Here is a 25287-nt window from a genome sequence, read left to right as displayed (position 1 = left end):
GTTGAACCTTATTGTTTTACTTTGACTGACGCGGCTTAAACTGGATCACCCCAATTTCATCTGAAACCTCTGGGATTTCAGGTTCATCAATATGTGTTGGACGGTTTTCCGTATAATCACACTCGATACATTCGATCCATTCAGCTTCGTCAGCGGTGAGCATGACAACCCGATCCATCGCCTGACATTTCGGACATTTTGCGCCTGCAATGAAACGACGTTTAATGGTCATCACGACTCCCCTAACTTCATCTAAAGTTCTTAGTTTAAGCGTTTTTGACTATGTTCGTCCAACCTTGATGACGTAATAGTGCGTCTATTTTTGGCTCGCGTCCGCGGAAATTGATAAATGCGTCAAGCGCTGAATCTTTTCCGCCAACTGCTAGAATAAACTGTCTAAACTGCTTGCCAGTTTCGGTGTTAAATAGCCCTTCATTTTCAAAGCGATCAAAGGCATCGCTGGCCAAAACCTCTGCCCATTTGTATGAATAATATCCTGCAGCATAGCCGCCTGCGAAAATATGGCTGAAGCTGTGCTGGAAGCGGTTGTAAGCTGTAGTTGGCGCAACGGCATAGTTTTGACGAATATCATCTAGCATGGCTTGAATCTGTTCCGCATTTAAAGCAGGGTTGCTGCGATGAATACTTAAATCGAACAGGGCAAATTCAATTTGGCGCAGGCTCTGCATTCCCGACTGGAAGAAACGTGCATCTAACAGTGCTTTAAGCAGGTGTTCTGGCAGGGTGTCTTGGGTTTCAATATGCGCACTCAGCATATCTAAACTATCTTGATCCCAAGTCCAAAATTCCATGAATTGGCTTGGTAATTCCACCGCATCCCAAGCGACACCATGTGTACCTGCCACAGCAATATTATCTACTTCAGTTAGCATGTGATGTAAGCCATGTCCAAATTCATGGAATAGGGTGATGACTTCATCATGCGTTAAAAGCGCGGGTTGGTCTGCAACAGGTGGGGTAAAGTTACACACCATATAGCAAATTGGTTTTTGTAAACCTTGTGCCAATTGCATGCGTGAACGGAAACCACTCATCCATGCGCCGCCGCGTTTGCCTGTACGGGCATATAGATCAAAGTAAAAACCACCAATCACTTGACCTTGATCTTCAAGTTCAAAATAACGTGCATCAGGATGCCAAACAGGGGCAGCGCGCTCAATAATATCGACATCGTATAAACGCTTGACGATGCTAAATAGACCTTCAACCACTTTCGGTGCAGGGAAATATGGTTTTAACATTTCTTGTGAAAGGTTAAATTGCTGTAATTTTAATTTTTCAGAATAGTAGCCTGTATCCCACGGTTGTAAGGTATCAATCCCATCTTGGGCGGCAATGGCTTTGAGTTCGGCAATTTCTTGTTCTGCAGGTGCACGAGCATGTTCTGCCAGTTCACGCAGGAATTGATCGACTGCTTCGACACTTGGTGCCATTTTGCTGGCAAGGGATAATTCTGCATAGTTGTTAAAACCGAGCAATTGCGCCATTTCTTGACGTAAACGCAAGATTTCTTCCATGATCGGGGTGTTGTCAAATTCAGACTGGGCTGATTGATCGGACGCGCGAGTAGTGTATGCCTGATACAAGGTTTCGCGCAAAGCACGATCATCGGCATAGGTCATAATGGCTAAATAGGCAGGAATATCCAGTGTTGCCACAGCTTGTTCCAATTCGCGTTGCTGACCATATTGTTTCAGCAATTCAACGCTGCTTGGCGGTAAACCTTTGAGCTGATCTTCGGACAATACTTTGTAATAGGCTTGGGTGGCATCCAATACATGATTGGAAAAGTCTGATGACAGTTGCGATAAACGCGCTGAAATTTCAGCATAGCGTTTTTTAGCTTCACCTTCTAAGGCCACACCTGACAGTTTAAAGTCGCGCAATGCCAGTTGAATTGCGCTTTGTTGTGCAGCAGGCAAATCTTTAAAGGTGTTGGCGTCGTGAATATGTTGATAGCTTTGATACAACACCGTGTGCTGACCCAATTGAGTGTAGTAGTCGCTTAAACTTGGTAACAGCGCTTGATACACTTCGCGGGTTTCAGGATTATTCATGACCGCATTTAAATGTGACAGCACGCCCCATGCTTCGCTCATGTTATTTTCGAGCTGATCAATCTGTTCTAAAACATTTAATTGCGCCGTCGTATTTTCAGGTACTGCAGTCAGATTATTTAAAAAGTTTTGTCCCTGCTGAATGGCATGCTCAATTTTTTGTTTTAAATCTGCCAGGGTAATTTGATCAAATTGTGGAACAGGCAAAGTTGCCTTTTCTAATGTCATGTCGGTCTGCCGATTTATTTCCTGTGTTATTTGTAGAAGTAAGGCTTCTAGAAGGATAAATCAAGCCTTGGGTGCTATTTATTCGCTCTTGTTTCACCGTGGATAGATTGAATATCTTGGATGTAGGTGCCAAAGCGCCCCTCAATGACCGATAATTTTATGAATAGATTTTGATTTTTGTAGTGTTCATATTCATCTACATTGATTCGAAACATACCAGTAGAGTCATACGGTGTTTCAATAGAATAGTAGACACTTCCTTTTTTACCATGTTTTTTAACAGCGCTTGCTTCCAATGTCACCACAGTAGGTGTACCCAAAACTAGGGTATGAAGCAGAGGAGGATAGACAACTAGATTTAAGTAAAGAAACAGAATTACAAAAATAGGGAAGAGGAGTAAAAAATAGAATTTTGGCTTTTTTTGTACATTTGTCCATGTACGTGGAATGATCCATTGTCCGTATCTATGCAGAACATAAAAGTAGATCAAAACAGCCAAATAAATCAACGTTGCAACAATGAAGGCTGTGATTTTGACTTGATTTGTTGGGGTGAAGTCTATAAAAAAGAGAGCAATCAGTGCTGAAATACTAAGTACAAAGACTAAGCATATTACATATTCATGGTAATAGTATTTAGTAATTTTCTGTGATGTCATGATTTTTAAGTGGTTTATTTTTATAGAGATATATTAAATGAAAAAGAGCGCCGTAGCACTCTTTTTTATTTAGTAAAATTTACTCACCCTTTGCTTTGGCATTGGATTTTTTCTTTTTCACCTTGGTCTTTTTTTTGGCTTTGTCTTTCGGTTTAGCTTCCGACTTCGCTGAGGTTTTTTTACCGTAAGAGCTCGGTTTGCTTTTTGGCTTTTTCTTCGGCACAGGTTGCTCACCGTTTTCACTTAAAGTCGCCTTGCTTGGACGCTCAGAAAAAACTTCTTCAGTGGCTTCACGGCTGAACGGTTTTGCCACGCGCGGTGCGCGCATACGAATAGCACGACCTGCATGGGTGAGTTGCTGCATGAGCTCAAAATCAATTTTGCGATCTTCTAAATTGACAGCCGCGACTTTAATTTTAACTTCATCGCCCAAGCTAAAGCTTTGACCACGTGCTTGTCCAATTAGACTTTGGCTGGCTTGGTCAAATACAAAGAAGTCATCGCCCAACTGGCTGACATGAATCATGCCATCGACATAAAGGTCTTTGAGAGTAACAAATAAACCAAATTCGGCTACTGCAGAAATTACGCCCACAAATTCTTCACCCAAATGCTGCTGCATATAGTGGCATTTTAGCCATGTGGTGACAGAGCGTGAGGCTTCATCGGCACGACGTTCAGTTGCAGAATAATGTTCGCCTGCATCATCTAAAGCTGCGCCCGAAAGTGGTGATGGTTTTTGTTTTAAATGCGCTTTAATGGCACGATGCAACAATAGGTCAGGGTAGCGACGGATTGGTGAAGTGAAATGCGTGTAGGCATCGTAAGCTAAACCATAGTGACCTGAATTATTGGCGCCATAATAGGCTTGCATCATTGAGCGTAATAACACCGCGTGAATACTTGGTGCATCAATACGATCTTTAGTGGCTTCAATCACCGCTTGATAGTCGGCCTGAGTGGGTTGTTCTGGAAAATGTAGCCCAAGTAATTTGACAAAATCATGGACTTTTTGAATACGTGAAAACTCTGGCGGTTCATGCACACGGTACAGCATCGGCACATCATGTTTGAGTGCATATTCTGCTGCTGCGACGTTGGCGAGTAACATACATTCTTCAATCAGTTTATGCGCATCGTTACGGCTGCGCGGCAAAATTTCTTTAATTCCACCTAACTCATCAAAGGTCATGTAGGTTTCAACGGTTTCAAACTCCATGGCATGACGTTCAGCACGTAAACCTTTCAGCACTTGATACAGTTGGAACAGAGTATTTAATGATTTGCACACCTCCCGATCTTCTGGAATTGCCGCACTATCACCCTCAAAATATTGTGCCACTTGAGTATAGGTTAAACGTGCTTTGGAATGCATGACCGATGGATAAAATTCAAAACCTGTGACCCGACCTGCGCGTGACAGTTTTAAATCGCAGACCATACACAAACGGTCAACCTGCGGATTCAGCGAACATAAGCCATTCGATAAAGCTTCAGGCAACATCGGCAATACAAAATGCGGGAAATAGACTGAAGTCCCACGTTCCTGAGCTTCATCATCCAACGGTTTGCCTGTGCGGACGTAATGGCTGACATCGGCAATTGCGACCACGACACGGTAACCACCGCCTGGACGTTTTTCTGCATATACTGCATCGTCAAAGTCGCGGGCATCTTCACCATCAATAGTCACTAAGGCTAAATCGCGTAAATCAACACGTCCTTCACGGTCTTGGGCTGTCGGTTCTTGAAAGCTTTCGGCTTCTTGAATGACATCTTCAGGAAATTCATACGGCAGACCAAATTCTAAAATGGTTTGCGGAATAATAATTTCAGTTTCGGCTTTGTCTGCCATCGACTGAATAATATGTCCTGTGGCAAATTCTTCGCGGGTTGGATAGTCGTCAATCGCAATGCGCACAGAATCGCCCAATTTAACTTGGGCATGTTCAATTAATTCTTTTTCAAGGGTAATGGGTTGATGGCTATTTGGCTGGGCAGGCTGAATAAAATATTCACCATCGTATTCTGACAATTTACCAATGATTTGTTTGACACGACGCTGGGTGACTTCGGTAATAAACCCCCATGCCTTGCCTTTACGATCTACCGATGTCTGGCGGACTTTGACTTGATCGCCATTAAACACCAAACGTAGTTCGCGTTCAGGCAATAAAATATCTTCATGACCTGCAATATTGGCTGTGCCTAAACCTTTACTGTTGATGTAAACCGTGGCGTCATGAGTCGGTTGTTCTGCAGCCAGCTGGAACTTGAATCCATCTTTCATGAGCTGACCATCACGCACCATGGCAATTAAACGATGGCTCAGGGCATCAATACTTTTTTGATCGGCAATCGCAAAATGCTCTACCAAGTCTGCATGTGACTGTGCTGCCTGCAAGGTTTCAATGGTTTCTAAGATTAAGGTACGGCTTGGAATAGGATTTTCGTAGCGTTCGGCTTCAGCTTTCGCTTCAGGATCGACCCAATTTTTCATCATGGAATAAACTTCATGTCAGAAGATAGGTTTAGCATAAGTCATGTACGGAAAGACTGCACGTAAATGATTGCAATAATGTGTTTTCTGTCGTTATTTTACGATGTTTCTAGTTTTTGTGCAGCGATTGCCAAAAGTTCAGGCACAATTGTGGCGATGAATCCTGAAAATTGTTTAAAAAATATTTAATTGAGCAAAAATATGCAAAAATTGTGGTATCGAAGCTTGCAGTGCTAGCACTTAATTTGTATTATGGCGGCACGTTACGGTGAGATGGGTGAGTGGCTGAAACCACGTCCCTGCTAAGGACGCATACGGGTAACTGTATCGAGGGTTCGAATCCCTCTCTCACCGCCACGCTTTACTTATGTCGCGCTCATAGCTCAGCTGGATAGAGCACTTGGCTACGAACTAAGGGGTCGGGAGTTCGAATCTCTCTGAGCGCACCAATAAGTAAACCGAACAGTAACGTATCGCCTAAATTGGCACACAAGTAATGCGCTCATAGCTCAGCTGGATAGAGCACTTGGCTACGAACTAAGGGGTCGGGAGTTCGAATCTCTCTGAGCGCACCAACTTGAACAATCAACCGCTTAAATGCGGTTTTTTTGTGCCTGAAATTTAGTAAACTCAAACAATAATCAGTTTATTAAAAAGAATAGCGTACTCATGGTTTTACGTTAAAATTCTTTTGAATCGTCCAATATCTGTGCATTTGATTGCAAAATGATGAATTAATACTTAACAGCCAGAAAAAAACACGTATAATGCACCCCATCAAGTCGTCGCGCTCATAGCTCAGCTGGATAGAGCACTTGGCTACGAACTAAGGGGTCGGGAGTTCGAATCTCTCTGAGCGCACCAACTTGAAATAAAAAACCGCACTTTTGATGCGGTTTTTTTGCATCTACACTATCTAAAAATGATGAAATTTCTGTGTCAAAAGCATGACCATTGTTTTACGTCTGGCTTTGAGCGAATAAACACGAAAAAAATAAGGAAAGTGCTCAATCTAGTGTAAGATTTAGCTCAATTTGAATGACTTGATGATGAGCTTATGTCTGACACGCAGCCAGCATTGTCTTTGCGCTATTTTTTAAATTTAGAAGAATCTCAAGACGGCTTTGCCCTTGCGACTTTTGGTAAAAAACAATTTACCCGTTTTATTACACCGTTGATTAGTGTGGCGATTATTGCTTGGGGCTTTTATTTGGGCTTCGATGGGGTAGGTCGCTATTATGTTGCACTCGGTGCTTTCTTTTTAATTTTGCAAACTTTAATGCGTTATTGGTTCTTGCCAATGATGTTTAAACGTCAGTTTGTAAAATACCAATTTGGTAAAAGCGAGCAAGGCATTGATTTATTTCAGGACTATGCCGAGCTGTATGCCAATGGTCGTAAACAGGTATTTCATTATAACGAGGTGCAAAATTTCGCTGTGGGTAAACTCACCTATATGCTGGAATTAAAAAATCGTACAGTGGTGATTGTACCGAAACGTGCATTTAATCTGCCTGCAGAACAAACGGTTTTTGAAAATACTTTTAAAAAGTAAGTTCTAATTTTCCCAATTTACGAGTTATTCGAGGATGATCATGAGTACACGTCCATCTAAAATTGTCTGTGTCGGTCGCAGTTATGCAGACCATGCCAAAGAATTAGGTAATGCTGTACCTGATCATCCTGTGTTATTTATTAAACCGCCAAGCAGTTTACGCAGTTTAAGTGATGGGATTACGTGGAATAAGGTCTGGGGCAATTGTCACTATGAATGTGAATTGAGTTTACGCATTGACCAGCCTTTAAATGCAGACACAGATCCTGCCAAAGTATTGGATGCTGTAAGTGCAGTGACTTTGGGCTTGGATTTAACTTTGCGTGAATTGCAGGATGAACTTAAGAAAAAAGGACAGCCGTGGGAACGAGCCAAAGCGTTTGACGGTTCTTGTGTGTTGGCAGATTGGGTGGATGTATCGGAAATTCAGGACTGGAAAAACGTGCAATATCGTTTGGACATTAATGATGAATTACGTCAGCAAGGCGATACCAGTTTATTGATTTTTGATATTGCGGCATTGTTGGCAGATATTAGCCAAGTATTTAGTTTAGAACCTGGTGATGTGGTAATGACTGGTACACCTGCAGGGGTGGCAGCATTACAGTCGGGCGATCAGTTGAAGATGACCTTACAAGGACGTACTCAGGCATTTGTCTGGACGACTTTTGTAAAATAAATAGTGGTGTAAACGGTGATGTCATCAAAAGATGAGTATCACCGTTTTGTACTTGCTTTTAAATCCAATGGTTATACTTTCAGTAAATGCTGAAATTTACTGCGTAATTTATTCAGTTTCGGTGGAATGGAAAAATTGCAGTAGCCCTGATTTGGATTTTTGGCAAAGAAATTCTGATGATAGTCTTCTGCAGGGTAAAATTCAGGTGCTGCACTGAGTTCAGTCACAACATTCACACCTTCAGCTTGTAAGGCTGCAATCATCTCGGCGGCAGCTTGTTGCTGTGTAGCATCTAAATAATAAATCACAGAGCGGTATTGTGTGCCGACATCATTGCCCTGACGGTTTAATGTGGTTGGGTCGTGTGTGGCAAAAAACACCTCAAGTAATTGTGAATAGCTGATCTGCTGCTCATCAAAATCAATCAAAATGACTTCTGCATGTCCGCTGTCGCCACGGCAAATATCTTCATAGCTTGGGTTTAAGGTATGTCCACCTGCATAACCGCTGGTGACTTTTTCTACGCCTTGCAGTTGTAAAAATACGGCTTCGACACACCAGAAACATCCGCCACCAAACAATGCTTGTTGCATGATTTTGTCCTTATATTTTATGAATAAACCATTTTAAGCCTGTCTATTATTAGGCTTAGCCGTTAACGTGCAGCCGTTGGTGTTTCAAATTGAATCAGTAAATTTCCATGGCGATCTAGCAATTTCAGGGTTTTACCATAGACCTGATAATGCGTCACTTTATTTAGGGCTTCATGAAATTTCTGATCTAAGTTGTTGTTATTTAAGCAAGCCATTCGCGTGGTTGCCAATTGCCCCAATTGTAGGGTGTCACGTCCTGCGACATAACTACCGCTGAGTCGGTTACAACTATCTGAACCTGTGACTGTTTGTGTGGCGGCATCAAAGTTTAAATATGGCAAGTTTTGGCGGTTTGCTTCTGTTTTTAACATGCTGTTGCCCAATTGCGTAGCAGTCCATGTACGTTGTACTAAGTTGGCTTGATTGATTGCGCTAATTTGGCTTGCACTCGTTTGAGTTGGCATAGTTTCACATCCTGATAAAGCAATCATTGCACCCAATAAGGTGATCCCGAAGTATTTTTTTAGCATGGAATGATCTCTAATTTTTTGAAATTGTTGCTATCTAAACAAATTATGCGCCGTGGCTCTAGTTGAATTTGTATGTTTGCTGCAACTTTTTCCAAGATATGGTGTGGTTTTTTCTCTGAATTGATTGTATCTGCGCAAAATGACCAAAATAGGTCAGGGCAGCACTTTGTTCTGATAAGTCGGATGCGAATAAGGCGTGCTGATGTTTGCTGAAGAATCGAGCTGCACGCCTTGTCGAATGAGCGCGGAAAAGTCTTGGCTGTGGATATCTTTTAAGTTTTCCACACGTGGGTTAATGTGGGCACGTTGATACCAAGTTTGCATATCCCAACGATGATCCAGCGCATGCAAATCATATAAATAATTGGGTAAATAACCCGAAGCAAACAGACGATAGTCGGCAGGGAAACGTTTTTGAGATACTGCCTGAATCATGTCAAACAGCAGCGTGGTGCAATTACTGGTCAACGTATTATACCAACGCGCTTTGGCGGCTAAAGCATCGGCTTTATGCAGATATTCCTGAAACAGTGCTTGTGCTTCTTGTGGATTGAGCTGGATCGGGAAAAAATAAACTTGCTCACCCCGAATATTGCTGCGGGTGTAGATGATATCTTTTTCATCGGCAGCGACAAGGCTGAGTTCATATTGCCGAAAGAAGCCACCAATCGCAGAAAACTCTTCGTGTTTTTCTTTGCGAATTTCAATGGAAAAGGTGAGTGGCGCTTGATCGGCAAAGTCAAAACTGACTAAGGTATGCGCAATTTTTGGCCCCATCCAGTAAGAGGTGATGATATTCACCCCCGTAATCTGTTTCAGGTTAAATTGGCGGGTTTCCCAACGTTCGGTATAGCGACCATCGGCATGCCAGTCAAAATTGCGGACATTGTGCAGCGTGACCTGATCTTGTACTTGTTCATAATGCAGCATACGGGCTACTTCAGGGTTCCAGTCACGGTCTTGCTTGGCATCCATCCCAAAATACCAAAACAGCCCCAAGGTAAAACCCAAAAGATAAACCAAAATATCCTGATTGCGACTGAGCAAATGCTGAGTGATATAAATGCCCAAAATGCTGAGGGTGAAGGCTAGCCAAGTCCCAATCAGCACACGGCTCATTAACCAACCCAAAGGCTGATGAATCCACAAGGCCATACTGAGCCAAATAGAAGAAAGAACGACACCTAAACTGAAGATGAAATGCAGCATCCGCCATTCCTGAGGCAAAGTTAAATTCCGTTTAAGTCATCATAATCAAATATTGCCAAGGCTGTCAGCATTATTTTTGATAGCGGGCAAACTCAAAGGCAATCCCTGATTTTTCATCGACATGCTGTTCTGAGGCCACTTTTTTAAACTCGGCAGGAATGGCAGGATAATGCGCATCTCCCTGAACATCTAGTTCAATATGTGTCAGTTCCAAACGGTCAGCAATCGGCATAGTTTGGCTAAAAATTTCACCACCACCAATAATAAATAAAGTGTTTGGTTTTTCTGAGGCTTGAACATCGGCAACGGCTTGTTGCAAGGCATCTTCAATGCTATGCGCCACTTTTGTGCCTTCAAATGCCCAGTTTGGGTCGCGGGTAATCACCCAATTGACACGTTTAGGCAGGGTGCGTCCCATCGACTCCAAGGTTTTGCGTCCCATAATCACCACGCCACCTTGGGTGATTTCTTTGAAGTGTTTTAAGTCTGCCGAAATATGCCACGGCAATTGGTTACCCTGACCAATGCAGCGTTGTTGATCCATAGCGACTACGTGTACAACTTCTAAATTTTGAAATGACATAATTAGGCTCGTATTTTCTTAGTCTGCCAAGCATCTTTTGGGGACGTTGGGGCAATTTAAATGTTGAGATGATAAATCTAGCAACAGGCAATTAAACAGCGACAGGTGCTTTAATTGCAGGATGTGACTCATAGCCTACAATTTCAATATCTTCAAATTTAAAATCGAAAATATCTTTGATTTCAGGATTGAGTTTTAACTGACATAACGCCAGTGGTTCACGGCTTAGCTGTAACTGTGCCTGTTCAAAGTGGTTGGCATATAAATGCGTATCGCCACCTGTCCAGACAAAATCTCCGACTTCTAAATCACAGACTTGCGCGATCATGTGGGTTAGTAAAGCATAGCTGGCAATATTAAAAGGCACGCCTAAAAACACATCGGCACTGCGTTGATATAGCTGGCATGAGAGTTTGCCGTTGTGCACAAAAAACTGGAATAAAGTATGGCAAGGCGGTAAAGCAACTTGACCTGCTTCTTTCGGGTTCCAGCCTGACACGATTAAACGACGTGAATTTGGATTGGTTTTAATTTCATTGATTAACCATGCAATTTGGTCAAAACCATCTTGCTCATACAGACCATCGGCTTTTTGTGTTGCACCAAAATTACGCCATTGATGTCCGTACACTGGGCCAAGTTCACCTTCAGGACGACCAAAGCGCGCGGTTTGTTCTGCGGTAGACCATTCATCCCAAATACTGACTTTATGTTCTTGTAGATATTTGACGTTGGTATCGCCTTTTAAAAACCATAACAGCTCAATTACGATAGAACGGAAATGTACTTTTTTGGTAGTCAGCAGTGGAAAACCTTGTGCAAGGTTAAAACGCATTTGGTGCCCAAACACTGAACGTGTGCCTGTTCCGGTACGGTCACCTTTGTCGCCACCATGGTCAAGAATATGTTGGAGTAGGTCTAAATACTGGCGCATAGCGTTCTCTGGTCAAGCAAAAGAAATATTTTTTGTTTGGGCAATTCGATGCCCAGTAAATCAGAAAGAATAATAGCAGAGTTTTTAAAGTTGTGACTTTATTGTGTGTCGGAAGTGTGATGTTGATGCAGTAAAGCCAACGGCGAAAACAGGCAAATAGCCAAAGCGGTAAAGCCAATGCCTTGAGCGCCCGACAGTAAAATTTCACCGTGTTGAATCTGCATGAAAATTATTGCGAGTAACAACGCCAGTGGAATCCAAGTCAATAGTCGTGCCAACCAACCTGTGGGATGTTGTGCAGTAAAATGAATTTTGCAGTAACGACAAATTAAAAAAACAATACCTGTGGCCAGAAACATTAAAATCGCATCGAGCTTTAAGGGTTCTAAGAAGTATACCGCTGCAGTGACCAGCGCGATCACCATCAGCAGGGCAATTTTCTTTGTGACCGCAACCTGTGGGTTAAACCAAAATTCAAGCATGTGAGATATTGATGTCTGAAAAGTGTAAGTAATAGATAGCACTGTAGCATAAAAAAGGCGAAGATTGACTTCGCCTGAATGGATGAAACCTGCATTTAAATGGGTAGTAGCTTAGCTGTTTTTTTGCGGCCCCCAATCATAAATTTTCTTTTGATAGGCATACCACATCATCCAGAAACCGACCAAAATCATTGGTAAGCTCAGGAATTGTCCCTTACTCATCCATGCAATAAAGAGCTGACCATGATCGGGTTCGCGGAAAAATTCGACAACAAAGCGCGCCAAACCATAACCAATCAGGAATAGGGCAGACACTGCCATGCGTGGACGTGGCTTTGAACTAAACCACCACAGTACAATAAACAGGATTAGACCTTCACATAAGGCTTGATACAATTGCGATGGATGACGTACCAATTGTAAAGGATCGGTCGGGAAAATCATCCCCAAAGCAAAATTCGGATCGGTCACAGGGCGACCATATAATTCACCACCAATAAAGTTACCAATACGACCAAACATTAGACCTGTAGGTACACATGGGGCAATAAAATCCAAAGTTTGAAACCACGTCATTTTGTATTTTTTACACCAGAACAGCATGGCTAAAATCACGCCCAGAAAGCCACCATGGAAACTCATGCCGCCTGTCCAGACTTGGAATAACCACAGTGGATTTTCCAAAAATTGTTCAAAGCCGTAGAAAAACACATAACCGACACGTCCACCAATCACCACGCCCAAAGCGCCGTAAAAAATCAGGTCGGAAACCATGTCTGGTGTCCAGCCACGTTGTTTGGCACGGTAAGTTGCCAAACCCCATGCAAATAAAAATGCCAGTAAATACATCAAGCCATACCAATGGACTTGTAAAGGCCCGAGCGAAATAGCAACGGGGTCAATATTTGGATAGGTGAGCATTCCTGTTCCTTGTGATTCTGTTTTGCACAGATTTTAGCTGAATGTGATGAAAAATGTTGTACATTCAATGTGTAAAGATCAAGAGTTTAAATTATGTGTATTGTGGCATTGGCTTGGCAGGTCTTGACAGACACACCACTGTGTTTGATTTCAAATCGAGATGAGTTCTATCGGCGTCCGACAGCAGCACTGGCAGCATGGTCTGATAGTCCAATTGTTGCAGGGCAAGATTTAGAATCGGGCGGTACGTGGATGGGCATTACCCCATCGGGACGCTGGGCTGTGATTACCAATTATCGTGATGCGAATGATGTTCGTGAATATCCAACTTCACGTGGGCATATTATTCAGGCTTTTTTAGAATCTGAGCAAACGCCTATCCGTTTTGCGCAAGCCTTAGAAAAACAGCAATGTGAATATGCAGGTTTTAATTTATTTGTGGGTGACACCACTCAAGCGGTGTACATGAGTAACCGTGGAGAAGCGCCGCAGGTTTTAGCTAAAGGCGTTTATGTGGTGTCGAATGGATTGATGAGTGACCCTTGGGAGAAAACTGCACGCTTACGCAAACGCTTTACGCAGGAGTTTTTACCGATGCTGCAATTGCCTGATCTTGCAACGGCAGAGCTAAATGCTGCGGCGTGGGATATTTTGCAAGATGAACGCAAAGTTGCATCTGAATTGTTACCGCAAACAGGGATTTCATTGGAGATGGAAGCGTTGTTGTCATCGACTTTTATTCAAAGTCCACTTTACGGTACACGTTGTTCCAATTTTTTACGTATGCAGGCGCAGCAATTTACATGGCTGGAAAAAACACAATATGGTGAGCAAAAGGGAGATATTGTGCAGCAACAGTTGAACATTGAGGCATAAAAAATGCCGACGTGATGTCGGCATTTTTAATTTATGGATGTTATCCAGCAATTGCTTTGCCGTCTTTACGGGTGATGACAACCGTTGCTGAACGAGGACGTGCAGTTTTATTGTTCATGTCAGTTTGTGTTGCAGGCCAATGGCTGCTTGGCGCATCAAAACTCTTTGAATCTTCACCTGGGTGCTGAACGTTAATAAAGATTGCTTTGTAGTCAGGTGTCATGGTTACACCTGTAATTTCACATTCTTTTGGCCCAACAAGGAAGCGACGTAAGTTTTTATCGGTGACTTGAGCACCAGCAATTGTACTTTGATCACCAACAGTTTTTACAACACCGCCATCACCAACTTGACCAGGTAGTGCTGCTAACATCATACAGTTTGTAACATCTGTATATGCGCCATCATCTGTTTGAATCCAAAGAACACCACGTGGGTCAAACCACATACCATCTGGACTTGAGAAGTCGTTTGCATCGCTTAAATTAGAAAGGTTAATTGTCGGATCCATACTTGCTTCAGCACCAAATAGATAGATATCCCATTCAAATGATGTTGCTGCAGTATTCTCTTCTTTAAAGCGGATAATATGACCATTGACGTTACCTTTACCACCTTCAGGATCGGTGTAGTTACGTGGGTTTGCAGGATCTGTTGCATAGCTTGAACCACGGTTCGAGTTATTGGTTAAAGTCACGTACACTTCACCATTTTCAGGGTTTACAGCAACCCATTCTGGACGATCCATTTTTGTAGCTCCTACAGCATCTGCTGCAAGACGAGCAAAAGTAAGGACATCCGCTTGTGAGCTAAATGGGTAAATAGCGTTTGTTTCGGTTAAGCCATTTTTACCATAAGCCAGTTCAATCCACTCTCCTGTGCCTGATGCATTAAATTTAGCGACATAGAATTTCCCTGAATTCATATATTTGTCGCCAGCTCGATAGCCACCATTCACATCTTTAGGATCCCATGTTGCATCTGATACAAATTTGTAGATGTACTCACCGCGCGAGTCATCGCCCATATAGAATGCAAATTTTTGCCCTTCAATTGCGCGGCTGGCGCGACAGTCTTCGTGAGCAAAACGACCTAATGCAGTACGTTTTACTGGGTTTGAGCGGCTATCGAATGGATCAATTTCTACAATCCAGCCAAATGTATTTGGCGCATTACGATAGTCTTGAGTTGCAGACTCTTTGGTTACGTTAGCAGCCCAACGATCATACATGTCTTGAGATTCAAAACCAGCTTCTGCTGTTTCCCAACCATAGCGTGAAGATTTATTCAAATACACGATGCGATCTTGCTCATCGCGTTCTGGAATTTTTTTACCATCAGCATCTAAAATATAAATGATGTTGTTTTTCGCATCACGTTTAACACTACCGTCTGCATTTTTTTCAGTTTGATAAGAGATCTCTAAGCCTAAGCCATAGCGTTTAAGTGCTATTTTTTCAGCTTCACTACGGGCTGAGTATTGGTCTGTACCTGAGCGTTGGAAATAACCAATAAAATTTTCTTCAGCAGTTAAATAAGTGCCCCATGGTGTATAACCATTACCACAGTTATTTTGTGTGCCTCGAGTTTGACGACCAGCGGGAGAGAATGCTGTGTGCAGTAATGGAGAACCAGCTACAGGCCCTGCAAAATCCATGACAGTCGAAGCTGTAATACGACGGTTAAATGGTGATGACTTCACAATCTCTACAGCTTGAGTTTCAGCATTTTTCTTAATATGAACGACTGAAACACCGTGTGCATTTACTTCACGAATCACTTCATCTTCTGGGCGACGTCCATCCTTTTTAGTTGCGCCTTTTGGATGTAAGAAGGTTTGGTTGATATATTCGTGGTTCAAAACCAATAAGCCATGATCTGATGCATTTTCATCATAACGACCAGTTTTAGTACTTAAGCCAAAATAGCTCATGCCATCGTGACAGTCACCAGAGCGGAATTGGAAACTTGGGCCAGATGGAACATCTGCATCTGCATTCCAATTGCTATAAGAAGGATTGATTGAGTCACCTAAAGCATATAATACAGTTGCTTGGTAACCTTCAGGAACAGTAACAATATCATTTAAATTTTTATCTACAGCTTTAAATGTTAATGTTTCAGGCTTGGTATTGGGTTCTTCTTTACTTGTTGGTGGTGTTACATTTGTATCTTCATCATCATCACTACATGCAGATAAAGAAGAAGCTAAAGCTAAAGCTGCTGCACCGCTTGCAGTTTTTTTAATTAAACTGCGACGGCTCATGCGTTGTTCTAGAATGTCACGAAAGTGCGTATTGTCTGAAGTGTTATTATCTAACTCTTGATCTTCATTGTAAGGCATAAAATCAGTCATTTTTTTTCCTAGCAAATTGCTTAGTCGTTTGAAAGTTATATGTAAATTAGTGGCTAAACATGACATGCGGGTTAAGCTTATGTGTCAAACTGATTAAATCCGTTCAGTTGTGATCTACACGCACAAAAAAAGAAGCAACCATGTGCTTCTTTTTAAAATTCAATATTTTAGATTAGCTGTGACTGACTCGGCGCTTCTCAATTAATTTGCCAAAAAACAAACCAATTTCAAACAGCATCCACATCGGAATGGCAAGCATGATCATCGATAAAGCGTCTGGCGGTGTGACAAACATGGCCACAAAAAAACAGCCAACAATAATAAAGCGACGTTTTTCAACCAAAGTTTGCGTAGACACGACACCAATCATAATCAGCAAAAGTGTGACAATTGGAATCTCAAAGGTAAAACCAAAAACCAAAAACAGCTTCAAACAAAACGTAAGATAGCTATTAATGTCGGTCATCGGGGCGACTGTTTCAGGGGAAACGCTAATGAAAAAGTGCAGAATGGATGGCAAGGCGACAAAGTAAGCAAAGCTAATTCCGATATAGAACAAGCAAATACTGCCGATCAGCAAAGGCAGCGCCAAACTTTTTTCTTTTTCATATAACGCTGGTTTTACGAATGCCCAAATCTGATACAAAATAAATGGCATCGCAATGAACAGCGCGACAAAAAAGTTTAGTTTAAACGGCGCCATAAAGGTTGCGGTAACATCAGTCGCAATCATGGTTGATGTATGTGGCAACTGTGCACGTAATGGTTCCGACAATACTTGATAAGTTTTATTGGCAAAGGGCAATAAACAGAAGAATAAGGCAAGAATAAGCCCTACAATTTTAAAAAGATGATTACGCAGCACCATCAAGTGCTTGGTAATTGGCATTTCTTCTAATGCGGCTTGCTCTGCCTTCACAGGCAAATGTGAAAGCTCAGAAGCGTTTGATTGGCTCATACTGCAACCTTCATTTCAGTATAGGGCGCTGTAGTATGTTGTAGCGCAGATAAATTTGAATGTGATGTCATTTTAGTTTTAGGGAGTAACACCGCAGAGGTTTTTTCAGTATTTAAAACCAAGGTGTAATGATGCTGTTGTAAGGTATTTTTTGATACGGCATGCGGGGAATGTGTGCTTTTTGCAGTTGTATCTTCAAATATTTTTTCTTGCTGCATTTCATGCATTTGTGCTTGCATCTTTGCTTCAAGTTCCTGAATACGCGCCATTTCTTGCTGCATTTGCTCGCGTAATTCAGATAAACGCAATTCGCGGTCAATGTCATTTTGAACATTACTGACCATACGTTTAATTTTAGCGTACCACTTGCCGACAAAACGCGCTGCTTCAGGGAGTTTTTCAGGACCCAGCACCAATAATGCAATGATGCCGAAAATCAGCAGTTCCGTCATTCCAATATTGAGCATAATCTCAAACCCTCAGCCTTAATGCTTTACAGTCGAATTTACATCACTGCTATTGGCTTGATGTTCAATCGTACGAGGTTCTTTCAGTTGCGCCGCTTCTGCCTCATCATCTTTTATTGATTTTTTAAAATCTTTGACCGCGCCACCTACATCTTTACCTAAGTTTTTAAGCTTAGATGTACCAAATAATAAAATGACCACAATTGCAAAAATCAGCACGTGCCAAATAGATAATCCTGCCATGATTTAGACCTCTCAATAGTTGAGCCTATCTCAACAGGTCTGTATGACAATGCGGTGACGAATGTGTTGCGATTTGACGACAAGGGATGTTTGACCTGATTTGTAAAGCTTGAAAATAAAACAGCCCGTGTTTGAAAACGGGCTGTAAGATCAATCACATCTGTTAAATCTAAGCTTGTAAACTTGCTTTAAACAGTTGCATCGCCTGACCACGGTGACTGATTTTATTCTTTTCTGCTTTCGACATTTCTGCGCTCGACACTCCCAATTCAGGCAACAAAAAGAGCGGGTCATAGCCAAAACCATTTTCACCACGAGCTTCTGCTAAAATCTCGCCTTTCCAAATACCTTGGAAAATTTGTGGTAATGGATCATCGGCATGTTCAACCAAAGCCAAAACACAAACAAACATACCTTCAATTGCTGCGCCGTCTTGACGTAGTGGTTTGAGTTTATTCAAAAGTTTTTCATTGTTGGCTGCATCATTGCCATGTTCGCCTGCAAAACGTGCAGAATAAATCCCCGGTGCGCCGCCTAAAATAGGCACACATAAACCAGAGTCATCTGCAATGGCAGGCTTTCCTGAAATTTTTGCGGCATGGCGTGCTTTTAAAATGGCATTTTCAACAAAGCTCAAACCATCTTCAACAGCATCTTCAATATTTAGTTGACCTTGCGGAATCACTTGCACAGGCAAGTCTAATTGCGCAAACAGGGTTTCAAATTCTGCAATTTTTCCCTTGTTATTGCTTGCTAAAACCAAAGTACCTTGAGCACGCCAATCAGTTGCAGCCATAATTCAGATCTTAATTCAAAATAATCTTGGATATTTTAACGGATTTTGCAGACTTAAAAGTTTAATCTTAGATAGATTTGTTTTAATACATACCAATTATGCTGAGATATAAAAAAATAGGGGAATCATGATGAGCAAAATTTCAGAGATCTACCGTTATTCGAGTCAGCACCGTACATTATTGCAGCAAAGTGAGCGTTCTGGCTGTTTTTACTGTCTGGAAACTTTTGCTTATAGCGAAATTGAAGATTGGTGTGATGATGAGCAAACCGCAATTTGTCCGCATTGTGGTATAGATGCGGTATTAGGTTCTGCTGCAGTAGAAGAATTCAGTCCTGAACTGCTACAGGCCATGCAGGCAGTTTATTTCGGATAAAACAAAAAGCACCCGAAGGTGCTTTGAGATCACTTCAAACGTAGTTAAATTTATTGCGCTTGAATCCATTGGTCTGCGCGGTCACGTGCTTGACGAATTTGTTCTTGAGTTAAGTTAGCTGCCAAAGCGGTTTTCTTACCTTCAGACAAAGAAATTACTTTATTGTCGAGCATGCCATCACGGGTAGATAACTCATACCACTGATACGCACCCATATAGTTTTTCTTTTGTTCTTCCATCATGGCAAGGTTAAAGCTGGCACGGTTATCACCACGGCTAGCCGCCTTTTCAAAATATTGACGTGCTAAGACTTCGTCTTTTTTCGTGCCAATACCATCTGCCAACATACGACCTACATTTAATTGCGCAGCCGATAAACCTTGATCTGCCGCAGCTTTGTACCAAGCAAACGCTTGACGGCTGTCTTGTTGAACGTCTTTACCTTGTTGATATTTTGTCGCTAAGTAAAATTGTGCGCCTGCCTGACCTGCTTTGGCTGCTTTAATCAAGCCGTTAATATCCATGGTTGAATATCGAGCCGCTTGGCTCGCTACAGAAGATGACGGTGAAACATAATCTGCATGGGCTTGAATGCTCAACAGTCCAACCAATAGCGTGGTGCTTAATAATAGTTTTTTCATAGAGCGCTCACTCGATAAATTGCGACTTCACCAAACAAATTAGGCAGATGCTTACTGAGTAAACTATCTTGTTGATTCCCATTCACGGCAAGTCGGTTAATGATGCGAATATTATTTTCAGCACAAAGTGCCTCAAAATCACGAAACGTACATAAATGAATATTTGGGGTGTTGTACCACATATAAGGTAATGCATCTGAAACAGGCATTTTTCCTTTTAAGGCAAGAAAAGAACGAGTCTTCCAATGCGCAAAGTTTGGAAAGGTGATAATTGCCTGTTTACCCACACGTACCATATCTCTTAATAATACGTCAGGTGCATCTACTGCTTGCAAGGCTTGTGCCATGACCACATAGTCAAAAGACTGGTCAGCAAAACGGCTTAGCCCCAAATTCAAGTCTTGTTGGATGATATTTAACCCGCGACTGATCGCAATTGCAATCTTTTCTTGATCAATTTCTAATCCGTAGGCACGAATATTGTGCTGTTTGCTCATGTGAGCCAACAGTTCGCCATCGCCACAACCTAAATCGAGTACTTTAGAATTCGGTTTAATCCACTTTTCGGCAAGTTGCTGATCAAGACGCATTACACGGCCTCCTGTGGGGTTGCTTGAAGATGTTCTGTACCACCCAAGAATGCACGCATGGCTTTTACATACAGTGGAATTGGGAACAAGAAGGAGTCGTGTCCTTGTTCGGCATCAATATCTAAATAGCTGACAGGCTTATGATTGCTGATTAAAGCATCTACAATTTCCTGCGAACGGGCAGGGCTAAAACGCCAGTCGGTGGTGAATGACACCACTAAAAACTTGCACTTGGTATTGGCCATGGCTTGTTGCAAGGACTGTTCATATTCACGTGCAGGATCAAAATAATCCAGTGCCTTGGTCATAATTAAATAGGTATTGGCATCGAAGTTACGGCTAAATTGCTCGCCTTGATAGCGTAAATAGCTTTCGACCTGAAATTCGACATCAAAACCATACATAAATTTGCCTGATTTTAAGTCACGGCCAAATTTCTGTTTCATGGCCTCTTCAGACAAATAGGTGATATGTCCAACCATGCGTGCCAAAATCAACCCACGTTTTGGATAGCTGTCATGTTCTAAATAACGACCATGATGAAAGTCTGGGTCAGATAAAATTGACTGACGCGCGACTTCGTTAAAGGCAATATTTTGTGCAGACAGTTTTGGTGCACTGGCAATAATCACGCATTTTTTCAGACGGTCAGGATAATCTACCGACCATTGCAAAGCCTGCATGCCACCCAAAGAGCCGCCAATAATTGAATACCAGACTTCAATCCCTAAACGGTCAGACAGCATGGCTTGGGTTTTGACCCAATCGCGCACAGTGACCAATGGAAAATCTGGGCCATAAGGACGGTTGTCATTTTCAGGGTTAGGCGATGTGGGGCCAGTAGAACCGTTACAGCCGCCAATATTGTTTAGCGCCACCACAAAGAAACGACTGGTATCAATGGCTTTTCCAGGGCCAATACAGGCATCCCACCAACCTGCTTTTTTATCATCGGCATGATGATAACCCGCAGCATGATGATGCCCTGACAACGCATGACAGATCAGAATCGCATTGGATTTGTCGGCATTGAGCGTGCCATAAGTTTCGACCATGAGTTCAAAGCGGGGCAGAACACGACCGCATTCGAGTTCTAAAGGTTCTTCAAATTGGAATTTTTCTGGAACAACAATACCTACTGAGTCAGCTGGAAAAGACACGGGAATAATTCGCCTTAAATCCTGAGGATGAATAAATAAAAGGATACCACTTGGGGTATCCTTTTCAAAATGCTTTTACATGTTAGCGCAAGATTATACTGCTGCTGCAACTACTTGATCTGTGCTTAATACGCCTTGTTCAATCAAGCGGTTGGTGCAGGCAATAATTGCATCAATAGATGAGGTCACGATGTTGTCATGTACCCCTGCACCAAAGGCAGATTTACCTGTGCCTTTGACTTGCAACTCAATCAATGCCAACGCTTTTGCATGTGCGCCAGAGCTAATGCTGCGTTCTTCATAATTCAAGACATCAATTGGTAATTGAAGTGCATTCAAAATTGCTGAAATTGGGCCATTGCCTTCACCGCGTAAGCGTTGCGTTTCGCCGTTCACGACCACATCTAACTCAATGACTTGATTGCCATTTTCATCAGATAGTTTGTAGTTTTTGGTCGCATAGTGCGCATCTTTTACTGCAACGTAAGTGTCTTTAAACAAGTTCCAGATTTCGCTTGCGCTAATTTCAGTGCCTTGCTCATCGGTACGTTGTTGCACAATTTGTGAGAATTCGATTTGTAAACGACGTGGTAAAGTCACGTTGTAGTTCGATTCTAACAAGTAAGCTATCCCGCCTTTACCCGATTGTGAGTTGACACGAATCACCGCATCATAGTCACGACCTAAGTCTTTCGGGTCGATTGGCAAGTAAGGCATATCCCAAATTTCTTCGTTTTTCTGGAATTCAAAACCTTTCTTAATCGCATCTTGGTGTGAACCAGAGAATGCAGTAAACACCAAATCACCTGCATACGGATGACGTGGATGCACTGGCAAACCTGTGCATTCTTCAACTGTGGCAATAATTTCGTTGATGTTCGAGAAATCCAATTCTGGTGCAACACCTTGGGTGTACATGTTCAAGGCAATTGCAGCAACGTCTACGTTACCGGTACGTTCACCATTACCAAATACACAGCCTTCTACACGGTCTGCACCTGCCATGATTGCCAATTCAGATGCGGCAATACCACAACCACGGTCATTGTGACAGTGTACTGAAATGATCACGCCATCACGACGCGCAATGTTGCGGTGCATCCATTCCACTTGGTCGGCATACACGTTTGGTGTAGACACTTCTACCGTTGCAGGCAAGTTTAAAATTACTTTATTGGTTGGCGATGCTTCCCAAATTTCAGTCACGGCATCACAAACATCTTTAGCCACTTCCAACTCAGTTGCAGTAAAACATTCTGGGCTGTACTGGAATACCCATTCTGTTTCAGGTTGCTTCGCTGCGTATTCTTTTACTTTGCTTGCTGCATTGATTGCCAATTGTTTGGCACCTTCAACATCAACATTCAAGACTTTGTTACGGAAGGTTGGTGAGTTGGCATTATAAATATGCACAATCGCACGTTTAGCACCTTGTAAAGATTCAAAAGTACGTTGAATTAAGTGGTCACGCGCCTGTACCAAGACTTCAATATACACGTCATCTGGAATATGACCTTCTTCAATCAATTTACGGGTGAAATCGAAGTCAACTTGAGATGCCGATGGGAAACCAATTTCGATGTGTTTAAAACCAATTTTCACAAGCATTTGGAACATTTTGAATTTTTGTTCGATGTTCATTGGCTCAAAGATCGCTTGGTTACCGTCACGTAGGTCGGTACTCATCCAAATTGGCGCTTTGGTAATTTCGTTATTCGGCCATTGGCGGTCTGGTAAATCGACACGCTGGTACATACGACGGTATTTTTTGCTTGGATCTGCCAACATCATGTGAAAACTCCTTGAATAGTAGCGGTTGCATCGCGTGGATAACGGCAACTTACTATAAATATAGATTGTGTCTATTCTATCAATTTACAAGCTGTTTTCAGGAGGCTATCGCTAAAAGTAGAATCATGGCACTTGTAAACCAATATCTGTATGTTAATCGATCTGCAAGGGTAATAATTCCCTGTTTTTTACAGATACGGCATGTGTTGTGAAATATTTTTCTGATATTAGCTATTTTGGTGATAAATATAGCTGCTGTTGATTTGTTTGATGCAGCTTGTTCCCATAAGTGCCATTGTGACTTCAAATTCTTCCTTTAACAGTTTAATGCTATGCGCTGCCCCTAGCGCGCCTGCAACTGCCAAGCCATAAATATATGGACGACCGACCAAAACCGCACTTGCTCCCAAGGCCAGTGCTTTAAAAATATCTGTGCCACGACGAATCCCACTGTCTAATAAAATTGGGAAATCGTGCGATAAAATTTTTCGCATCGTGCCTAAAATTTGAATTGGGCTGACCGCGGTATCTAAAATTCGGCCACCATGATTAGACACAATAATACCGTGTGCTCCGTACTGATATGCCTGCTGCGCATCGGCAGGATGTAAAATACCTTTGAGTAAAATAGGCAGTGGACTGTGTTGTAGCAACCAAGCAATATCTTCCCATGTGGCAGCCTGCTGCATCAATCCATCAAAAAGAGGGTGCTGATTTTCCTTAAGCGGAGTGGTATTTACAGATGATTGATATACCGCCCGAATATGTGCAGGCAATTGAAAAGCAGCGCGACGTTCCCGATCTCGAATGCCCATGTGCGGTGCATCAACCGTGAGTACAATGGCTTGATAGGCATAGTGTTGCGCTTGAAAAATCAAATCCAAAGCAGCTTTACGACAGCCTTGCCAATACAGTTGAAACCATTTTGCCGCGCCCGAAACCTGATTCAGTGTGCTCATTGAAGTGGCACTTAAATGACTGAGAATCATGGGGGCTTGTAGGGCGGCTGCCGCTTGCGCTGTAGCAATTTCCCCCTGTGGATGAAACAGTTGTTGGTAAGCCACGGGCGCTAAAAAAATTGGGTGTGGATACTGTTCGCCCAAGAGCTGAATTTGCGTATTTGCCCCTGCAAAAGTATTTAAATGACGGGGCAATAATTGAATATCGGCAAACGCACGTAAATTGTTGTTCAGACTATATTCATCGCCTGCAGCGCCTTCTAAATTGGCCCAAGTGGCTGCATCTAAATGTAATTGCGCCTGTTTTTGATAGTCGGCAATGGTGTGTAAATGTGGCGGGATGTGATTCAAAGCTGCCAATGGCGTGGTATTCATAACTGACTCCATTGACGAATCAGATTGTGATAATGTGCGGTTAGTGCCAATACTTCTGCTGTATCTCCAAGTTGTTGACGCAATTGCAAAATAGTCATATCTAAATTGAACAACATACTGCGTTGCCAGTCATCTTTGACCATACTTTGACACCATGTAAATGCTGCAATTCTTTGACCTGCGGTGACAGGTTCGACCCGATGTAAACTGGTGGCAGGGTATACGATGGCATCGCCTGCATTGAGTTTAACCGCATGGCTACCGTAACTATCTTCAATGATCAGTTCACCGCCCTGATATTCTTCAGGCTCACTTAAAAATAGGGTCATGGATACATCGGTGCGAATCGGGCGTTGTAGCTGTGCGCAATATTGCACGGCATTATCAACATGATTGCCATAAGTTCCTGTGTTTTGATAACAATTGAACATGGGTTGCAGAATGTGCAGCGGCAAGGCAAAGGACTGCAATAAAGCCTGTTGTTTTAGTGCACTGAGGATGTCTTGTGACAGAGTTACATAGCTCGGATGCTGCAGGTCAAATTGTAAATTCTGTTTAATTTTCTGTGCTTGTGCCCCTGCACTGAATTGACCATTTTGCCATGCAGCTGCAGTGTCCAATTCAGCGCGAATCTGTTGGACTTGCACTTTGCTAAGAACTTCTGGAATGTGAAGCATCATATCGATTCTTCCTGAAAAAGTTTTAATTCAAACAGCCGAATATTCGACAGCGTTGTTCAACATGCAAA

General features: G+C 42.4%; 26 protein-coding genes and 4 tRNA genes. 8 read left to right on the top strand and 22 right to left on the bottom strand.

Annotated elements, in window-relative coordinates; genetic code table 11:
- Nucleotides 1-16 precede the first annotated feature (16 nt).
- The 4 genes from FTT70_RS08125 to rnr form a co-directional block, all read right to left on the bottom strand.
- A complete protein-coding gene (locus FTT70_RS08125) occupies nucleotides 17-226 on the bottom strand; it encodes a YheV family putative zinc ribbon protein (RefSeq protein ID WP_171324836.1) in 210 nt (69 codons plus the stop codon).
- A gap of 40 nt (nucleotides 227-266) precedes the next feature.
- Nucleotides 267-2306: a M3 family metallopeptidase gene (locus FTT70_RS08120; RefSeq protein ID WP_131260579.1), complete on the bottom strand. Its 2040-nt coding sequence runs from the start codon at nucleotides 2304-2306 to the stop codon at nucleotides 267-269.
- Between the two features lie 74 nt (nucleotides 2307-2380).
- Entirely contained in the window at nucleotides 2381-2965 is a 585-nt protein-coding gene (locus FTT70_RS08115) for a hypothetical protein (RefSeq protein ID WP_111885424.1), read from the bottom strand.
- Nucleotides 2966-3044: 79 nt separating this feature from the next.
- Entirely contained in the window at nucleotides 3045-5468 is a 2424-nt protein-coding gene (gene rnr, locus FTT70_RS08110) for a ribonuclease R (RefSeq protein WP_180168492.1), read from the bottom strand.
- Nucleotides 5469-5732: 264 nt separating this feature from the next.
- On the opposite strand from rnr, the gene FTT70_RS08105 reads away from it, so the two are divergent.
- The 6 genes from FTT70_RS08105 (at nucleotide 5733) to FTT70_RS08080 (ending at nucleotide 7699) form a co-directional block, all read left to right on the top strand.
- A tRNA-Ser gene (locus FTT70_RS08105) sits at nucleotides 5733-5822 on the top strand.
- Nucleotides 5823-5837: 15 nt separating this feature from the next.
- Nucleotides 5838-5914: transfer RNA gene (locus tag FTT70_RS08100), tRNA-Arg, on the top strand.
- Between the two features lie 49 nt (nucleotides 5915-5963).
- A tRNA-Arg gene (locus FTT70_RS08095) sits at nucleotides 5964-6040 on the top strand.
- 212 nt (nucleotides 6041-6252) lie between these two features.
- Nucleotides 6253-6329 (top strand) — tRNA-Arg (locus tag FTT70_RS08090).
- Nucleotides 6330-6522: 193 nt separating this feature from the next.
- Nucleotides 6523-7020: a YcxB family protein gene (locus tag FTT70_RS08085; RefSeq protein WP_096901373.1), complete on the top strand. Its 498-nt coding sequence runs from the start codon at nucleotides 6523-6525 to the stop codon at nucleotides 7018-7020.
- 40 nt (nucleotides 7021-7060) lie between these two features.
- Entirely contained in the window at nucleotides 7061-7699 is a 639-nt protein-coding gene (locus FTT70_RS08080) for a fumarylacetoacetate hydrolase family protein (protein WP_154320311.1), read from the top strand.
- A gap of 71 nt (nucleotides 7700-7770) precedes the next feature.
- Here the strand turns inward: FTT70_RS08080 and msrA are convergent, their stop codons facing one another.
- The 7 genes from msrA to lgt all read right to left on the bottom strand — a co-directional run bounded on the left by msrA (nucleotide 7771) and on the right by lgt (nucleotide 12951).
- Nucleotides 7771-8292: a peptide-methionine (S)-S-oxide reductase MsrA gene (gene msrA / locus FTT70_RS08075; RefSeq protein WP_004974785.1), complete on the bottom strand. Its 522-nt coding sequence runs from the start codon at nucleotides 8290-8292 to the stop codon at nucleotides 7771-7773.
- 62 nt (nucleotides 8293-8354) lie between these two features.
- Complete coding sequence (locus FTT70_RS08070; RefSeq protein WP_004974787.1) at nucleotides 8355-8822, bottom strand: META domain-containing protein; 468 nt, start codon at nucleotides 8820-8822, stop codon at nucleotides 8355-8357.
- Between the two features lie 153 nt (nucleotides 8823-8975).
- Nucleotides 8976-10031 carry a DUF4105 domain-containing protein gene (locus tag FTT70_RS08065; protein ID WP_004974789.1) on the bottom strand — a complete coding sequence of 352 codons (1056 nt, stop codon included), beginning with the start codon at nucleotides 10029-10031 and terminating at the stop codon, nucleotides 8976-8978.
- 70 nt (nucleotides 10032-10101) lie between these two features.
- Nucleotides 10102-10614 carry a dihydrofolate reductase gene (locus FTT70_RS08060; RefSeq protein ID WP_004974792.1) on the bottom strand — a complete coding sequence of 171 codons (513 nt, stop codon included), beginning with the start codon at nucleotides 10612-10614 and terminating at the stop codon, nucleotides 10102-10104.
- A gap of 91 nt (nucleotides 10615-10705) precedes the next feature.
- Nucleotides 10706-11548 (bottom strand): thymidylate synthase, encoded by an 843-nt coding sequence (gene thyA / locus FTT70_RS08055; RefSeq protein WP_004974795.1) that lies wholly within the window; start codon nucleotides 11546-11548, stop codon nucleotides 10706-10708.
- Between the two features lie 98 nt (nucleotides 11549-11646).
- A complete protein-coding gene (locus FTT70_RS08050) occupies nucleotides 11647-12030 on the bottom strand; it encodes an AzlD domain-containing protein (RefSeq protein ID WP_180168491.1) in 384 nt (127 codons plus the stop codon).
- Between the two features lie 111 nt (nucleotides 12031-12141).
- A complete protein-coding gene (lgt, locus tag FTT70_RS08045; RefSeq protein WP_096901379.1) occupies nucleotides 12142-12951 on the bottom strand; it encodes a prolipoprotein diacylglyceryl transferase in 810 nt (269 codons plus the stop codon).
- 93 nt (nucleotides 12952-13044) lie between these two features.
- Here lgt and FTT70_RS08040 point away from each other — a divergent pair, with 93 nt between their 5' ends.
- On the top strand, nucleotides 13045-13827 hold the full coding sequence (locus FTT70_RS08040; RefSeq protein WP_004974805.1) for an NRDE family protein: 783 nt from the start codon (nucleotides 13045-13047) through the stop codon (nucleotides 13825-13827).
- A 40-nt stretch (nucleotides 13828-13867) separates the two neighbouring features.
- On the opposite strand, the gene FTT70_RS08035 is transcribed toward FTT70_RS08040, so the two are convergent.
- The 5 genes from FTT70_RS08035 to rdgB all read right to left on the bottom strand — a co-directional run bounded on the left by FTT70_RS08035 (nucleotide 13868) and on the right by rdgB (nucleotide 18647).
- Nucleotides 13868-16183 carry a PhoX family phosphatase gene (locus FTT70_RS08035; protein ID WP_131260576.1) on the bottom strand — a complete coding sequence of 772 codons (2316 nt, stop codon included), beginning with the start codon at nucleotides 16181-16183 and terminating at the stop codon, nucleotides 13868-13870.
- A gap of 172 nt (nucleotides 16184-16355) precedes the next feature.
- Entirely contained in the window at nucleotides 16356-17141 is a 786-nt protein-coding gene (gene tatC / locus FTT70_RS08030) for a twin-arginine translocase subunit TatC (protein ID WP_004974811.1), read from the bottom strand.
- Nucleotides 17138-17608: a Sec-independent protein translocase protein TatB gene (gene tatB / locus FTT70_RS08025; protein ID WP_019836836.1), complete on the bottom strand. Its 471-nt coding sequence runs from the start codon at nucleotides 17606-17608 to the stop codon at nucleotides 17138-17140. The genes tatC and tatB overlap by 4 nt, the downstream gene beginning before the upstream one ends.
- Nucleotides 17609-17626: 18 nt before the next feature.
- Nucleotides 17627-17851, bottom strand: a complete 225-nt coding sequence (gene tatA / locus FTT70_RS08020; RefSeq protein ID WP_004974820.1) for a Sec-independent protein translocase subunit TatA — start codon at nucleotides 17849-17851, stop codon at nucleotides 17627-17629.
- Between the two features lie 169 nt (nucleotides 17852-18020).
- Nucleotides 18021-18647 carry an RdgB/HAM1 family non-canonical purine NTP pyrophosphatase gene (gene rdgB / locus FTT70_RS08015; protein WP_180168490.1) on the bottom strand — a complete coding sequence of 209 codons (627 nt, stop codon included), beginning with the start codon at nucleotides 18645-18647 and terminating at the stop codon, nucleotides 18021-18023.
- 130 nt (nucleotides 18648-18777) lie between these two features.
- Between rdgB and FTT70_RS08010 the strand changes: the two genes are divergently transcribed.
- Nucleotides 18778-19023 (top strand): cytoplasmic protein, encoded by a 246-nt coding sequence (locus FTT70_RS08010; protein ID WP_225530414.1) that lies wholly within the window; start codon nucleotides 18778-18780, stop codon nucleotides 19021-19023.
- Between the two features lie 50 nt (nucleotides 19024-19073).
- On the opposite strand, the gene FTT70_RS08005 is transcribed toward FTT70_RS08010, so the two are convergent.
- The 6 genes from FTT70_RS08005 to FTT70_RS07980 form a co-directional block, all read right to left on the bottom strand.
- Nucleotides 19074-19664, bottom strand: coding sequence for a tetratricopeptide repeat protein (locus tag FTT70_RS08005; RefSeq protein WP_096901383.1), 591 nt, complete (start codon nucleotides 19662-19664; stop codon nucleotides 19074-19076).
- On the bottom strand, nucleotides 19661-20254 hold the full coding sequence (metW, locus tag FTT70_RS08000) for a methionine biosynthesis protein MetW (protein ID WP_004974832.1): 594 nt from the start codon (nucleotides 20252-20254) through the stop codon (nucleotides 19661-19663). The genes FTT70_RS08005 and metW overlap by 4 nt, the downstream gene beginning before the upstream one ends.
- On the bottom strand, nucleotides 20254-21414 hold the full coding sequence (locus FTT70_RS07995; RefSeq protein WP_179993961.1) for a homoserine O-acetyltransferase: 1161 nt from the start codon (nucleotides 21412-21414) through the stop codon (nucleotides 20254-20256). The genes metW and FTT70_RS07995 overlap by 1 nt, the downstream gene beginning before the upstream one ends.
- A gap of 93 nt (nucleotides 21415-21507) precedes the next feature.
- Entirely contained in the window at nucleotides 21508-23205 is a 1698-nt protein-coding gene (leuA, locus tag FTT70_RS07990; protein WP_131260575.1) for a 2-isopropylmalate synthase, read from the bottom strand.
- Between the two features lie 227 nt (nucleotides 23206-23432).
- The gene (locus tag FTT70_RS07985) at nucleotides 23433-24539 is read right to left on the bottom strand and encodes an alpha-hydroxy acid oxidase (RefSeq protein WP_180168489.1); all 1107 of its coding nucleotides are present in this window, start codon (nucleotides 24537-24539) and stop codon (nucleotides 23433-23435) included.
- On the bottom strand, nucleotides 24536-25219 hold the full coding sequence (locus FTT70_RS07980; RefSeq protein ID WP_180168488.1) for a Fe2+-dependent dioxygenase: 684 nt from the start codon (nucleotides 25217-25219) through the stop codon (nucleotides 24536-24538). Before FTT70_RS07980 ends, FTT70_RS07985 begins: the two co-directional genes overlap by 4 nt.
- Nucleotides 25220-25287: the final 68 nt, after the last annotated feature.

Source organism: Acinetobacter sp. YH01003 (assembly GCF_013420525.1).
GTDB classification, from domain to species: domain Bacteria; phylum Pseudomonadota; class Gammaproteobacteria; order Pseudomonadales; family Moraxellaceae; genus Acinetobacter; species Acinetobacter towneri.
The sequence above is the reverse complement of the archived record's forward strand: the minus strand, read 5'-3'. Positions and strand labels throughout refer to the sequence as shown.

Bases quoted from the DNA above. Each gene is read 5' to 3' on its own strand.
- leuA (WP_131260575.1), bottom strand. From the start codon at position 23,205: ATGATGTTGGCAGATCCAAGCAAAAAATACCGTCGTATGTACCAGCGT.
- FTT70_RS07985 (WP_180168489.1), bottom strand. From the start codon at position 24,539: ATGAATACCACGCCATTGGCAGCTTTGAATCACATCCCGCCACATTTA.
- rnr (WP_180168492.1), bottom strand. From the start codon at position 5,468: ATGATGAAAAATTGGGTCGATCCTGAAGCGAAAGCTGAAGCCGAACGC.
- FTT70_RS08065 (WP_004974789.1), bottom strand. From the start codon at position 10,031: ATGCTGCATTTCATCTTCAGTTTAGGTGTCGTTCTTTCTTCTATTTGG.
- FTT70_RS08035 (WP_131260576.1), bottom strand. From the start codon at position 16,183: ATGACTGATTTTATGCCTTACAATGAAGATCAAGAGTTAGATAATAAC.
- FTT70_RS08050 (WP_180168491.1), bottom strand. From the start codon at position 12,030: ATGCTTGAATTTTGGTTTAACCCACAGGTTGCGGTCACAAAGAAAATT.
- FTT70_RS07980 (WP_180168488.1), bottom strand. From the start codon at position 25,219: ATGATGCTTCACATTCCAGAAGTTCTTAGCAAAGTGCAAGTCCAACAG.
- FTT70_RS08085 (WP_096901373.1), top strand. From the start codon at position 6,523: ATGTCTGACACGCAGCCAGCATTGTCTTTGCGCTATTTTTTAAATTTA.
- tatC (WP_004974811.1), bottom strand. From the start codon at position 17,141: ATGAGCCAATCAAACGCTTCTGAGCTTTCACATTTGCCTGTGAAGGCA.
- FTT70_RS08005 (WP_096901383.1), bottom strand. From the start codon at position 19,664: ATGAAAAAACTATTATTAAGCACCACGCTATTGGTTGGACTGTTGAGC.
- FTT70_RS08010 (WP_225530414.1), top strand. From the start codon at position 18,778: ATGAGCAAAATTTCAGAGATCTACCGTTATTCGAGTCAGCACCGTACA.
- FTT70_RS08115 (WP_111885424.1), bottom strand. From the start codon at position 2,965: ATGACATCACAGAAAATTACTAAATACTATTACCATGAATATGTAATA.
- msrA (WP_004974785.1), bottom strand. From the start codon at position 8,292: ATGCAACAAGCATTGTTTGGTGGCGGATGTTTCTGGTGTGTCGAAGCC.
- FTT70_RS08070 (WP_004974787.1), bottom strand. From the start codon at position 8,822: ATGCTAAAAAAATACTTCGGGATCACCTTATTGGGTGCAATGATTGCT.
- FTT70_RS08080 (WP_154320311.1), top strand. From the start codon at position 7,061: ATGAGTACACGTCCATCTAAAATTGTCTGTGTCGGTCGCAGTTATGCA.
- rdgB (WP_180168490.1), bottom strand. From the start codon at position 18,647: ATGGCTGCAACTGATTGGCGTGCTCAAGGTACTTTGGTTTTAGCAAGC.
- tatB (WP_019836836.1), bottom strand. From the start codon at position 17,608: ATGCTCAATATTGGAATGACGGAACTGCTGATTTTCGGCATCATTGCA.
- thyA (WP_004974795.1), bottom strand. From the start codon at position 11,548: ATGCGCCAGTATTTAGACCTACTCCAACATATTCTTGACCATGGTGGC.
- FTT70_RS08040 (WP_004974805.1), top strand. From the start codon at position 13,045: ATGTGTATTGTGGCATTGGCTTGGCAGGTCTTGACAGACACACCACTG.
- FTT70_RS08120 (WP_131260579.1), bottom strand. From the start codon at position 2,306: ATGACATTAGAAAAGGCAACTTTGCCTGTTCCACAATTTGATCAAATT.
- FTT70_RS08060 (WP_004974792.1), bottom strand. From the start codon at position 10,614: ATGTCATTTCAAAATTTAGAAGTTGTACACGTAGTCGCTATGGATCAA.
- metW (WP_004974832.1), bottom strand. From the start codon at position 20,254: ATGCGTCTTGATCAGCAACTTGCCGAAAAGTGGATTAAACCGAATTCT.
- tatA (WP_004974820.1), bottom strand. From the start codon at position 17,851: ATGGCAGGATTATCTATTTGGCACGTGCTGATTTTTGCAATTGTGGTC.
- lgt (WP_096901379.1), bottom strand. From the start codon at position 12,951: ATGCTCACCTATCCAAATATTGACCCCGTTGCTATTTCGCTCGGGCCT.